14 protein-coding genes are annotated in these 12,424 nt (G+C 67.1%); 11 read left to right on the plus strand and 3 right to left on the minus strand.

The genetic code is table 11. From position 1 onward, the window contains the following. Window positions 1-37: 37 nt before the first annotated feature. Window positions 38-553 (plus strand): prolyl-tRNA synthetase associated domain-containing protein, encoded by a 516-nt coding sequence (locus tag ABIB58_RS13360; RefSeq protein WP_354041463.1) that lies wholly within the window; start codon window positions 38-40, stop codon window positions 551-553. 15 nt (window positions 554-568) lie between these two features. Here ABIB58_RS13360 and ABIB58_RS13365 read toward each other — a convergent pair whose 3' ends face one another. Beyond that, window positions 569-1,066 (minus strand): hypothetical protein, encoded by a 498-nt coding sequence (locus ABIB58_RS13365; RefSeq protein WP_354041465.1) that lies wholly within the window; start codon window positions 1,064-1,066, stop codon window positions 569-571. Window positions 1,067-1,417: 351 nt separating this feature from the next. On the opposite strand from ABIB58_RS13365, the gene trxA reads away from it, so the two are divergent. The 7 genes from trxA (at window position 1,418) to ABIB58_RS13400 (ending at window position 9,335) form a co-directional block, all read left to right on the plus strand. Beyond that, window positions 1,418-2,323 (plus strand): thioredoxin, encoded by a 906-nt coding sequence (trxA, locus tag ABIB58_RS13370; protein WP_161640742.1) that lies wholly within the window; start codon window positions 1,418-1,420, stop codon window positions 2,321-2,323. A 54-nt stretch (window positions 2,324-2,377) separates the two neighbouring features. Then, on the plus strand, window positions 2,378-3,034 hold the full coding sequence (locus ABIB58_RS13375) for an LON peptidase substrate-binding domain-containing protein (protein WP_354041469.1): 657 nt from the start codon (window positions 2,378-2,380) through the stop codon (window positions 3,032-3,034). Between the two features lie 62 nt (window positions 3,035-3,096). Then, window positions 3,097-3,291: a Trm112 family protein gene (locus ABIB58_RS13380; RefSeq protein ID WP_039246583.1), complete on the plus strand. Its 195-nt coding sequence runs from the start codon at window positions 3,097-3,099 to the stop codon at window positions 3,289-3,291. Between the two features lie 89 nt (window positions 3,292-3,380). Then, entirely contained in the window at window positions 3,381-4,337 is a 957-nt protein-coding gene (gene gshB, locus ABIB58_RS13385; protein WP_354041474.1) for a glutathione synthase, read from the plus strand. Between the two features lie 60 nt (window positions 4,338-4,397). Further along, entirely contained in the window at window positions 4,398-6,014 is a 1,617-nt protein-coding gene (locus tag ABIB58_RS13390) for a YifB family Mg chelatase-like AAA ATPase (protein WP_354041477.1), read from the plus strand. A gap of 71 nt (window positions 6,015-6,085) precedes the next feature. Further along, on the plus strand, window positions 6,086-7,624 hold the full coding sequence (locus tag ABIB58_RS13395) for a response regulator (RefSeq protein WP_354041482.1): 1,539 nt from the start codon (window positions 6,086-6,088) through the stop codon (window positions 7,622-7,624). A gap of 43 nt (window positions 7,625-7,667) precedes the next feature. Beyond that, the gene (locus ABIB58_RS13400; RefSeq protein ID WP_354041485.1) at window positions 7,668-9,335 is read left to right on the plus strand and encodes an AmpG family muropeptide MFS transporter; all 1,668 of its coding nucleotides are present in this window, start codon (window positions 7,668-7,670) and stop codon (window positions 9,333-9,335) included. A gap of 3 nt (window positions 9,336-9,338) precedes the next feature. Here ABIB58_RS13400 and ABIB58_RS13405 read toward each other — a convergent pair whose 3' ends face one another. Together ABIB58_RS13405 and ABIB58_RS13410 are read right to left on the minus strand one after the other, a co-directional pair. Continuing rightward, the gene (locus ABIB58_RS13405; RefSeq protein ID WP_354041489.1) at window positions 9,339-9,731 is read right to left on the minus strand and encodes a YidB family protein; all 393 of its coding nucleotides are present in this window, start codon (window positions 9,729-9,731) and stop codon (window positions 9,339-9,341) included. A gap of 106 nt (window positions 9,732-9,837) precedes the next feature. Continuing rightward, entirely contained in the window at window positions 9,838-9,975 is a 138-nt protein-coding gene (locus tag ABIB58_RS13410; RefSeq protein ID WP_039247129.1) for an entericidin A/B family lipoprotein, read from the minus strand. Window positions 9,976-10,165: 190 nt separating this feature from the next. On the opposite strand from ABIB58_RS13410, the gene ABIB58_RS13415 reads away from it, so the two are divergent. From ABIB58_RS13415 to ABIB58_RS13425, 3 genes are read left to right on the plus strand one after another with little or no spacing between them, the layout of a single operon-like run. Then, the gene (locus ABIB58_RS13415) at window positions 10,166-10,609 is read left to right on the plus strand and encodes a DUF885 family protein (RefSeq protein WP_354041492.1); all 444 of its coding nucleotides are present in this window, start codon (window positions 10,166-10,168) and stop codon (window positions 10,607-10,609) included. Beyond that, window positions 10,492-12,003, plus strand: coding sequence for a DUF885 domain-containing protein (locus tag ABIB58_RS13420; RefSeq protein ID WP_354041495.1), 1,512 nt, complete (start codon window positions 10,492-10,494; stop codon window positions 12,001-12,003). The genes ABIB58_RS13415 and ABIB58_RS13420 overlap by 118 nt, the downstream gene beginning before the upstream one ends. Beyond that, a complete protein-coding gene (locus tag ABIB58_RS13425) occupies window positions 12,003-12,410 on the plus strand; it encodes a GNAT family N-acetyltransferase (RefSeq protein WP_354041498.1) in 408 nt (135 codons plus the stop codon). The genes ABIB58_RS13420 and ABIB58_RS13425 overlap by 1 nt, the downstream gene beginning before the upstream one ends. The last annotated feature ends 14 nt before the right edge of the window (window positions 12,411-12,424 follow it).

The raw sequence follows: 12,424 nt of genomic DNA on the forward strand, positions 1-12,424 counted from the left end.
GACCATTTCCTAACGCCCGAAACCCGACGGCTCAACCATGACTGACGCACCCGCTTTCGACCGCGAGACCCTGACCGTCTGGCTGAAGGCGAACGGCGTGGATCACGTGATCCACGACCACCCGGCCGTCTTTCGCGTCGAGGAAGGGCTGGACCTCAAGGCCGACCTGCCCGGCGCCCACACCAAGAACCTGTTCCTGAAGGATCACAAAGGCCGGCTGTGGCTGATCTCGGCGCGTCAGGACACGGTGATCGACCTGAAACGCGCCGCCGCCGTCATGGGCTCGGGCCGCCTGTCATTCGGCGCCGAGGCCCTGATGTGGGAAACGCTGGGCGTCCGCCCCGGCTCGGTCACGGCGCTGGGCCTGATTAACGACATCGACCGCCGCGTGACCTTCGTCCTGGACCAGCGCCTGTGGGACGCCGACATCGTCAACTTCCACCCCCTGACCAATACGGCGACCACCGCCCTGGATCAGTCGGCCTTCCGGCGGGTGCTGGCGCTGCTGGAGCGGGAACCGGTGGTGTTGGATTTCGAGGCGATGGGCGCGTGAACCCATAGGGCGAAATCAGACCTTCGCCAGGCGCGCCCTTCTCCACGACGCCCGCACGCCAAGGATCGCGACCGGCAGGGCGAAGATGTTCATATAGCTGCCGCCCAATCTGTAGTCGAACAGCCACCGGCCGCACGTGATTTCCACCACGAGCCAGGCGAGGACAAAACAGTTCGGCCAGATCGTGCGTCCATACACGATGGCGTAATAGGCCAGGATCACAAATCCCGTCAGCACCCCATGCACGACCAGACTGGACCAATCGCCCGTAAAGAGCGCGACAAAGGCTAAAAAGCCATGGACCATGCCCAAAGGAAGGACGGCTGCGCTTCCGCCTTCAATGCCCTCCGACAGGCTGCGCTTTGTGTTCAAAGGCGCGAAGGCGGCCGCCAGGACCCTCTGATCATTGCTGAGGGCGTTCGACGCCACCTCACCAAAGCGCACCCTGCGACCGGCGGCGCGCTCCGCCAGCGGCAGCGGCTTTTTGGTGGGGCTGTTTTGGTTGTTCAGCATTCAACCTGAATACGGCAGGCTTGCTTGAAGACAGGTTAGCGGCGATGCCGAAGCGGTCGCGGCACCTATCCTGTTGGACTTCGGGAATGTCGCGAGGAACGCGGCAGCGTTGCGTTTACACCATCGTCATCGCCAACCGCTTGAACCTTGCCGCACAGGCCCCATCTCGCAAAGTCCGGCACAATGAGGCAGACGAGCGGCGGGGGAAGTCAGACGAATTAGACGAATTAGACGGTGTTTTTCACGACTGCCGTCTGAAATCCCGGCGCGACCTTTTCCCGGCTTGATGCCGACGCATCCCCACGCCATCTGAACCGTTGAACCTGACCGATCTCTGCGCGGACCTCGCCCATGACCCTGCTCGACCCGACCCTGACCCCCGACGCCGCCGGCGACCTGATCAAGGAAGGCACGGACGCCTCCTTCATGACCGACGTGATCGAGGCGTCGAAACATCAGCCGGTCATCGTCGACTTCTGGGCGACCTGGTGCGGGCCGTGCCGGACGCTGGGGCCTGCGCTCGAGAAGGCCGTCCGCGCCGCCAAGGGGGCGGTGAAGATGGTCAAGATCGATGTGGACGCCAACCCGGCCTATGCGGGCCAGCTGCGGGTGCAGTCGATCCCGACGGTCTACGCCTTCGTCAACGGCCAGCCGGTCGACGGCTTCCAGGGCGCCATTCCCGACAGCCAGATCAAGGCCTTCATCGACAAGCTGACCGGCGGTCAGGGCGGCTCGACCGAGACGGCGCAACTGCTGGAGCTGGGCGAGGAATCGCTGGGCCTGAACGACTTCGGCGGCGCGGCCCAGGCCTTCGCCCACGTCCTGTCGATCGAGCCTGAGAACGAGAAGGCCATCGCCGGCATGGCGCGGGTCTATCTGGCGGGCGGCGACCCCGAACAGGCGGCTCAGACAATCGCCATGGCGCCGCAGGATTCCAAGGAGCCGACGGTCCAGAGCGTGCGCGCCCAACTGGCCCTCGCGTCTAAAGCCCCTTCCGGCGCCTCGGCCGAACTCGAGGCCAAGGTCGCCGCCGATCCGAACGATCATCAGGCGCGTTTCGACCTGGCCGAAGCCCAGAGCGCGGCCGGCGACTTCAAGGGCGCGGTCGACAATCTGCTGGCCATCATCCAGGCCGACCGCGAGTGGAACGATCAGGCGGCCCGCAAACAGTTGCTGGTCATCTTCGAGGCGGCCGGCCTGACCTCGGACGTGTCTAAGGATGGTCGTCGCCGGCTGTCGTCCATTCTGTTTTCGTAAGCGCGGAGCCACCGGCCTCAAGTCGCCTGAAGGGCGATAGGCCAAGGAGAAAAGATGCCCCAGGGTTACGTTCGCGCCCTCGACCTGCCCCAGGTGATCCCGGTGTTTCCGCTGGGCGGGACCATCCTGCTGCCGCGTGGACAGCTGCCGCTCAACATCTTCGAGCCGCGCTATCTGAACATGGTGGACGACGCCATGGCTGGCGACCGGATCATCGGCCTGGTCCAGCCCAAGGGCGGCACCCCGGCTCTGCCCGGCCTGTCGCCGGTCGGCTGCGCGGGTCGGATCACCAGTTTCGCCGAGACCTCCGACGGGCGCTATCTGATCACCCTGACCGGCGCGTCTCGGTTCCGCATCGCCGCCGAAATGCCGTCCAAGACCCCCTATCGCCAGGTTCGCGCGGCGTTCGAGGCCTATGAGGATGATCTGGTCTCCCCGCCCGAGGAGCCGGACTTCGACCGCGACGCCTTCCTCGACGCCCTGCGCGCCTATATGGCCCACCGGCTCCTGGACATCGATTGGGAGACGGCCGAGACCGCGCCGATGGAGGCCTTGGTCAACAGCCTGTCGATGGCGCTGCCGTTCGAACCGGCCGAGAAACAGGCGCTGCTGGAGGCCATGGGCCTGATGCCCCGCGCCGAGGCCCTGACCGCCCTGATGCGCATCGACGCCGCCGACGGCGGTGACGACGCCGCGCCGTCCATGCAGTAGCGCGATGCAACGACGCCCCCTACAACGGCCTCATGTAGCGCCAGCGCGATAGGCCAAGAAAAATGAGTGATGCTTTCAACACCCCGGTCTCCGTCGATCCCCGTCTGCTGGAGGTGCTGGTCTGCCCGGTCACGCGCGGCAAGCTGACCTACGACCGCGACGCCAACGAGTTGATCTCGTCGGGCGCCAAACTGGCCTATCCGATCCGCGAGGGCGTGCCGATCATGCTGGCCGAAGAAGCGCGTCAGCTGGACTGAGCGCCGCAAGAACACCGAACATCCATTGGCCCGGAGCGCGGCGCGCCCAACGGGCCTCAAGTAGCGCGACGCGCGATAGGCCAAGAAAAATGACCCTCAGAGTCGCCATCCAGATGGACCCGATCGAGGCCGTCGACATCGCCGGGGACACCACCTTCCTGATGGCCGAGACGGCCCAGGCGCGCGGTCACAACCAGTGGGTCTATGACTTCCGCACCCTGGCGCTGGAAGAGGGTCGCCTCTACTGCCGCGCCCGCCCGATCACCGTACGGCGCGAGGTCGGCAACCACGTCGACTTCGGCGACTGGGAAAAGCTGGATTTGGCCGAGGACGTGGACGTGATCCTGATGCGCCAAGACCCGCCGTTTGACATGGCCTATGTGACCGCCACCTATCTGCTGGAGACGGTGCATCCCCGGACCCTGGTGGTCAACGACCCGGCCCAGGTGCGGTCGGCCCCCGAAAAGCTGATGGTCACCGCCTTCCCCGGCCTGCAACCGCCGACCCTGATCTCGGCCGACCCTGTCGCGCTTGACGCTTTCCACAAGAAGCACGGCGAGGTGGTTCTGAAACCCCTGCACGGCAACGGCGGTTCGGGCGTGATCAAGCTGCGCGCCGACGATCCCAATCTGGACGCCCTGATCGAGATCCATGCCGCAGGCAGCCGCGATCCGCTGGTGATCCAGAAGTTCATTCCCGCCGTGTCCAAGGGCGACAAGCGCATCCTGCTGATCGACGGCGAGCCGGTCGGCGCCATCAACCGCGTCCCGGCGGCGGGCGCGGTGCGCTCGAACCTGCACGTCGGCGGCACGGCCATGCCGGTCGAGCTGACGCCGCGCGACCTGGAAATCTGCGCCGCCATCGGCCCGACGCTGAGGGAACGCGGCCTGATCTTCGTCGGCATCGACGTGATCGGCGACTATCTGACCGAGATCAACGTCACCTCCCCCACCGGCGCCCAGCAGTTGAAGGCCTTCACCGGCATCGACGCCACGGCCCTGATGTGGGACGCCATCGAGGCCAAACGCGCCGCGCAGGTTGCGTGATCGTCACTTGAATTAGATTTGAGTTCATGGTTCGTTCTCTCGCTCAGGTGGGAGAACGACATGGTCGCGCGGGTTGTCACGGTCGCCTTTGACGGGGTCGAGGCCCGGCGCGTGGACGTCGAGGTCCAGTTGATCGGCAATGACGGGCCCACGATCTTCAACATCGTGGGCCTGCCGGACAAGGCGGTGGCCGAAAGCAAGGAGCGGGTGCGCGGAGCCTTCGCCGGCATCGGCCTGGCCCTGCCCGCCAAACGGATCATCGCCAATCTGGCGCCGGCCGACCTGCCCAAGGAGGGCAGTCATTTCGACCTGCCCATCGCCCTGGCCCTGATGGCGGCCATGGGGGTGATCGCGCCCGATGCGCTCGACGGCTGGGCCGCCATCGGCGAGCTGGGGCTGGACGGCCAGATCGCGCGGGTCGGCGGCGCCTTGCCCGCCGCCGTCGCCGCGGACGCCATGGGCCTGGGTCTGATCTGCCCCGAGGCGACGGGACCCGAGGCCGCCTGGGCCGGCGGCGCCCGCATCCTCGCGCCGCGCTCGCTGATCAGCCTGGTCAACCATTTCAAGGGAACCCAGGTGCTGCGCGCGCCCGAGCCCGGACCGCTGGCGGACGGCAAGGCCGTGCCCAACCTGCGCGAGGTCAAGGGCCAGGAAAGCGCCAAGCGCGCGCTTGAGATCGCGGCGGCGGGCGGCCACAACCTGTTGTTCATCGGCCCGCCGGGGTCGGGAAAGTCGATGATGGCGCAGCGGCTGCCGGGCCTCTTGCCGCCCCTGACCTCTCAAGAACTGCTGGAAACCTCGATGGTCTGGTCGGTCGCCGGCCTGATCGAACGCGGCGCCCTGACCCGCGATCGCCCGTTCCGCAGCCCGCATCATTCCGCCTCGATGGCGGCCCTGACCGGCGGCGGCCTGCGCGCCAAGCCCGGCGAGGCGTCGCTGGCGCACAATGGCGTGCTGTTTCTGGACGAACTGCCGGAATACTCGGCCCAGGCCCTGGACTCGCTGCGGGCGCCGCTGGAGACGGGCGAGATCGTTGTCGCCCGCGCCAACGCCCACATCCGCTATCCCGCGCGGTTCCAGCTTGTTGCGGCGATGAACCCGTGCCGCTGCGGCATGGGCGGGGCCGGACGCGGGACGTGCGGCAAGGCGCCGCGTTGTCAGCGCGACTATCAGAACCGCGTCTCGGGTCCGATGTTCGACCGCATCGACCTGACGGTGGAGACGCCGCCCGTCACCGCCGCCGACATGGCCCTGCCCCCGCCCGCCGAGGGCACGGCCGAGGCGCGGGCGCGCGTCGCGACCGCTCGCGCCATGCAGGAGGACCGGGTGCGCGAGGCGGGGCTGGACGCCGCCCAAGGCCTGAACGCCCGCGCCTCCGGCGCCACGCTGGATCGGTTCGCCACGCCGGACGAGGCGGGCCGGATGCTGCTGATGCGGGCGGGCGAGGCCGGCGGCCTGACCGCGCGCGGCTGGACCCGCACCCTGCGCCTCGCGCGCACCATCGCCGACCTGGACGGCAGCACCGGCGTTCTGCGTCGCCACATCGCCGAGGCCCTGATTTACCGCCGCACCACCATTGGCGCCGAAGCCGACTTCGACCGCCGCGTGGCGCAGCGCCATGAAGGCTTCGGCCTGCGCGAGGGCGATGACGAGCAGATGCCCTTCCTGCACGCGTGAGGCGCCCGCGTCATGGTGGAGACATCCTTAACTGTCCTCTTCTAGTCTCCGTGCCTGATGGGGAGGCGGTCATGACGCGACGGACGGCGACGAAGCGGATCGAGGAGCGGACGAGCGCGCCCGTTGACCCCGCCCAGCAGTTCCTGCGGCTTATGAGCCATGAGATGCGCACGCCGCTGAACGGCGTCATCGGCATGATCAACCTGTTGCAGCGGACCCGGCTGGACGGCGCCCAGCGCGCCTATGCCGAGAACGCGCGCCAGTCGGCCGAACATCTGCTGGGTCTGGTCAACGATCTGCTGGACTATGCGCGGTTGGAGGCCGGGGCGCTGGAGTTCGACCTGGCGCCCGTCGATCTGGAAGGTCTGGTGCGCGGCGTCGCCGAGTTGCTGAGCCCGCGCGCCCACGACAAGGGGCTGGAGATCGTCTGGTCGGTCGCCGCCGACGCGCCCGACGTGCTGGCGGACGAAGGCCGGCTGCGTCAGGTGCTTTTCAACCTGGCGGGCAACGCCGTGAAGTTCACCGAAATTGGCGGCGTGCGCATCTCGGTCGAGCGCGTCGGCGGCAGCGCGGCGCGCCCGCGTCTGGCCTTCCTGGTCGACGACACCGGCCCCGGCGTCGCGCCCGAGGCGCGCACACGGATCTTCGAGGAATTCGGCCACGCCGACAGTTCCGACGCGGTCCGCCAGGATGGGGCGGGCCTGGGTCTGGCGGTCGTGCGAAAGCTGGCCGCCGCCATGGACGGCTCGGTAAAGGTCGAAAACCGGCCCGACGGCGCCGCAACCAGCGGGGGCGCCCGCTTCCGGTTCGAGGCCGCCTTCGCCGCCGTCGCGGTGGCGCGCGACAAGCCGTTGCGCGGCCAAACGGTCACGGTGCGCGCCGTCGATCCGTTTGTCCTTTCGGCGGCTCGCGCCCAGATCGAGGCTTCGGGCGGCGTCGTGGCGGATGCGGCCCCGGTGACCCTGGTCGATCACGCCGACGCGCCGTCGGGCGCGCTGGCGGCCCTGCCTTCGAGCGGTCGCGGCATCATCCTGCTGAAACCGGCCGAGCGCGACCTGATCGCCCGCTACCGCGCGGTCGGCTTCCACGGCTACCTGATCAAGCCCTTGCGCCGCGCGTCCCTGGCCGAACGCGTCCTGGCCGCCATCGGCGCCGAGACGCCCGACAAGTCCAGCGCCCACTCAGCCGCTCCGGTCGAAGACGACCGCGTCGCCCCCGTGCAGTTCGCCGGCATCCGCGTCCTGTTGGCCGAGGACAATCCCGTCGGCGCGCTTCTGGCCCGCACCCTGCTACGACGCGAGGGCTGCACCGTCGAGACGGCCGCCACCGGCGACGAAGCCGTCGCGGCGCTGAAACGCGCGCGCTATGACGTGGTCTTCATGGACATGCGGATGCCCGGCATGGACGGGCCCGCAGCCGCCCGCGCCATTCGCGCGTCGGGCGACACGACGCCGATCCTGGCCCTGACCGCGAACGCCTTCGCCGAGGACCGCCGCGCCTGCCTGGAAGCCGGCATGGATGACCATATCGTCAAACCGCTGGACGCCGAGGCCCTTCGCGCCGCCCTCGCCCGCTGGACGAAGCGCGACATCCGCGCCAAGGTCGGCTGAGTTACAGGCGCCCGCGTTTCCGGCCGCCGCGCCGGAGCCGTGCATGACCGATCAAGCTACCCCTGCAGAAGAAGTCGCCGCGCTGCGGCCCCAGCCCAAGGGCTTCGGGGTCATCAAGGCCGCCTTTAGAGAGCGGCGCACGCTGGCGATGTTGCTGCTGGGCTTCTCCTCTGGCCTGCCCTTCGCCATGTTGTTCGGCACCCTGAACGCTTGGCTGTCTGCGGTGGATGTATCCGTGGCTACGATAGGCGTCCTGTCCTGGGTCGGCTTGTTCGGCGCCTTCAAGTTTCTTTGGTCGCCGGCCGTCGGGCTGCGTTTGCCGGGCGTCTGCCGGCTGGGACAAAGGCGGTCGTGGATGATGATCTGTCAGATCGTCTTGGCGGCAGCCTTTGTCGTTATCGCGCTGTCACACCCAGCAACCGGGGCCATCGGATTTTTGGCGCTGGCCGCTGCGCTGGGCGCGTTTGCATCAGCGACACAGGACATCGTGATCGACACTTGGCGGATCGAGGCTGCGGACGACCGGGCGCCTGTGGACCTGCTATCTGCGGTCTATCAACTCGGCTTTCGCACAGCGGCTCTAGTCGGCGGCGCCGGCGCCCTGATTCTGGCGGATAATCTCGGCTGGCCTGCCACCTTCTTGATCGGCGCAGGCTTGATGGGGTTGGGGCTGCTCGGCTCCATAATCGCGCCAGAGCCGGTCGTAGCCGCCACTCAGGCGATCGCTCGTGAGCGCATCGCTACTCCGGCCCTGCGCCGGATCGCACTCATCTTGACACTCGCGGCTTGGGGATGGGCCGCCTTCATGTTGATCAGATTCATGCTCATGGCGCTGACGACTGCCCCTGCCCCCAGCGCGGGCGAGTTCATACAGACCTGGGGGGCTTGGATCGTGACCGCAGCCGTCTTGCTGCCTGCTGGATTGGCTGGATTTCTGGTGTGGCGAGGCCGGTCGATGCCGCCTTCCCAAAACACATCGCACGGCGGGCTCGCAGAGCGCTTCTATGATGCCATCCTCGCTCCGCTCGTTGAACTTATGGGTAGGCTTGGCTGGGGCGCCTTGATCGTGCTGGGTCTAATTCTCAGCTACCGCATCACCGATGGGGTCTGGGGGCCTTTCGCCTATCCCTTTTACTTGGGGACAGAGGGCGGCGCCCTAGGGCGGACAATGACCGAGGTGGCGCTTGCGTCCAAAACCTTTGGCGTGGTGATGACGTTGCTGGGGATCGGCCTCGGAGGGTGGGCGCTTATCGTCATCGGCCGCATGCCTTGCCTGCTGATCGGAGCCGTTCTGAGCGCAGCGACCAATCTGCTGATGATGGACCTCGCCTTGGGAGCGCCGGTGATCGATCCCTTCATGCAGGCGACGGGGCTATATGGACTATTCTCGACCTCCGGGGTCGGTGAACCTCTCGCTCGCCTGATGGTCGCCATCGCCGGAGAGAACATCGCAGGCGGCTTCGCCGGCGCCGCCTTCGTCGCCTATCTGTCCGCATTGTCAAACAGGTTGTTTGGAGCAGTTCAGTTCGCCGTCTTTACTTCTTTGGCGCTCTTGATCGGCACGCTGGGAAGAGCACCCCTGGGCGAACTTGTTGATCGCGCGGGCTTTGCGCCGATGTTCCAGTTAGCCGCCGCGCTTGGCCTGGTCGCCGTGGTCTTCTGCATACTCGAATGGATCAGGCTGACGGTCGAAAAGCGGCGACTGCGATAAACCTCAGCGCTTCAGAAAGCCGCCGATCATATCGCCCAGGCCGCCCGGCAATTTGCCAAGCAGGTCGTCGGCGCCTTCGATCTGACCGCCGGGGGTCAGGCGGTCGATGGCTTCGGGCAGAAGACCGGCCAGGGTCTCGCCGGCCTGTTCGGGGGTCACGCCCATCTTGGCGGCGATGTCGGCGATGGGGCCGTGGCCGAGGACGGCCCTGATCTGCTCGGGCGAGATGTTGGCGTTCGGCCCCGTGCCGACCCAGGAGCCGATGACATCGCCCAGGCCCGCCTGACCGAACTTCTCGGCCAGTCCGCCGACGCCGCCCTGACCCTTGAGCAGATCGCTCAGACCGCCTGCGGCGTCGTCGCCGAGACCCTTCACCACATTGTCCAGAAAGCCCATCGCCGTCTCCTGAATGATGGCGCACCGTAACACCGTCATGCGACGGATACGAGAAAGGCCCGCCGGGATCCGGCGGGCCTTTCCAACATCGGCTTTTGAAAAAGCCTTAGTTCTTGGCGTCGTTGGCGCCTTGCGTAACGGCCGAACCGGCGGCCGAGACGTCGCGGCCGGCGCCGGCGATGGTGTTGCAGGCCGACACGGCCAGAGCGGCGGCGACGATGGACAGGGTGATGATCTTGCGCATGGTTTGAACCCTTGTTGGTATGGTCAAGTTTCGTCCAAACGCCGACCCTGAACTTGGGTTGCATCAAGCGACGCCGTATCGAAGATTTTGCTGCCGGCGTGTCCGATCGCCGCAACTCCGGGGGCACTGAGCGCTTGCGCCGCGCGCACGCGACCCCGAAGGTGCGCCCCTGTTTCACGAGGGGTTATTCATGCGTCGTCTTCTGATCTCGTCCGCCGCCATGATGGCGGTGCTGTCCGCCGCGCCCGCGCTGGCGCAAACCGCCGCCCCCGCACAGACAGCCGCGGCTGAAAGCGAGGACGCGCGGCTGAACGCCTTCTTTGAACAGGCCTTCCAGGCGCGGATCGCGCTGAGCCCGCAGCAGATGACGTCTCTGGGGATCAAGACCGACTACGACAAGCTGGACGACGTGTCGGACGCCGCCGCCGACCGGGCCCTGGCGCTTCAGGAGGCGCAGCTGGCGCAGATGAAGGCCCAGTTCGATCCGCAGAAGCTGGGGCCGCAGGCGGCGCTGTCGTGGCGGATGTTCGAATATGGCGTCCAGAGCAGGCGCGGCTGTCGAACCAGTGGCGCGACTGGGGCTTTCAGTTCGCCGCCAACGGCAATCCGACCACCAGCCTGCCGGTCTTTCTGATCAACAACCACCGCGTCTCTAGCGTGGCCGACGCCGAGGCCTATGTCGCGCGGATCAAGGCCGCCGAGACGCAGATGGATCAGGTGGCCGAGGAACTGCGTCAGCGGGCGGCGGCGGGCGTCGTCTCGCCGCGCTTCGTCTTCGCGCCGTCCATCGCCAACACCCGCAACGTCATCACCGGCGCGCCTTTCGACGGTGGCGCGGACAATCCGGTATGGGCCGACTTCACCAAGAAGGTCGCGGCGCTGGAGACCGATCAGGCGACGAAGGACCGGCTGCTGTCGGAAGCCCGCGCCGCCCTGACCGGTCCCTATAAGGCCGGGTTCGAGACCGTGCTCACAGCCTTGGCCGAGGTGCAGCCCAAGGCTGACAGCGATGCGGGCGTGTGGCGCCTACCGCAGGGCGAGGCCTACTACAACGCCCGGCTCCAGCTCTCGACGACCACCGACCTGACCGCCGACCAGATCCATCAGATCGGTCTGGCCGAGGTCGCCCGCATCCAGGCCGAGATGGAGACCATCAAGACCCAGGTCGGCTTCACCGGCTCGCTGCAGGACTTCTTTACCTTCCTGAAGACCGATCCACGGTTCCAGTATCCGAACACGCCCGAGGGCAAGGAACAGTATCTGACCGACGCGCGCGGCTTCATCGCCCAGGTGATGACGGCGGCGCCGCAGTGGTTCTCGACCCTGCCCAATGCGGCGCTGGAGGTGCGGGCGGTGGAGCCGTTCCGAGAGGCGACGGCCTCGATCGCCTTCTACAACTCGCCCGCGCCGGACGGGTCGCGGCCGGGCATCTACTACGTCAATCTGTCGGACATGACCCAGGTGCTGAAGCCCCAGATCGAGGGCATCAGCTATCACGAGGGCGCGCCGGGCCACCATTTCCAGATCGCCTATGCGCAGGAGATCGAGGGCCTGCCGCGCTTCCGCCGGTTCGGCGGCTATGGCGCCTATGCGGAAGGGTGGGGGCTGTATGCCGAACAGCTGGGCAAGGAGATGGGCTTCTATCAGGACCCCTATTCCGACTTCGGCCGGCTCTCGACCGAGCTGTGGCGCGCGGTGCGTCTGGTGACCGACACCGGCCTGCACGCCAAACGCTGGAGCCGCGAGCAGGCGATGGACTATTTCCGCCAGAACTCCCTGCTGTCCGAGCGCGACATCGAAAAGGAAGTCGAGCGCTACATCACCAACCCCGGCCAGGCGACCAGCTACAAGATCGGCGAGTTGAAGATCGAGGAACTGCGCGACCGGGCCAGGACGGCCTTGGGCGACCGGTTCGACATCAAGGACTTCCACGCGGTCGTGCTGGGCTCCGGCTCGGTGCCGTTGGACGTGCTGGAGGATCAGGTGGACAGCTGGATCGCGGCAGGCGGCGGGGCGCCGAAAGCATGATGGCCGGCTATGAGCTGACGGCCGAAACGCCTTCGGTCGCCGATTATCTCCGCCTCCGGATCAACGCTGGCCTGAGCCCAAAAGCTGAGGCGAACGCCATCGCCGGCCTGCCGCATACCTGGTTCGCCGTAGTCGTGCGCCATGACGGTCAGGCGGTCGGCATGGGGCGGATAATTGGCGACGGCGGTCTTTTCTTCCAGATCGTCGATATGGCCATCGAACCCGCACATCAGGGGCGCGGCCTGGGAAAAGCGATCATGACGGCCTTGATGGAGCGGCTGCACAGTCACGCGCAGGGCGCCTACGTCAGCCTGATCGCGGACGGAGAGGCGAACCGACTGTATGCACAATACGGCTTTGCGCCGACCATGCCGAAATCCATCGGCATGGCGCAGGTGATCGGCTGACGCGCATTTCCTGC

This window comes from Brevundimonas sp. UYEF29 (assembly GCF_040546195.1).
GTDB lineage: Bacteria > Pseudomonadota > Alphaproteobacteria > Caulobacterales > Caulobacteraceae > Brevundimonas > Brevundimonas huaxiensis.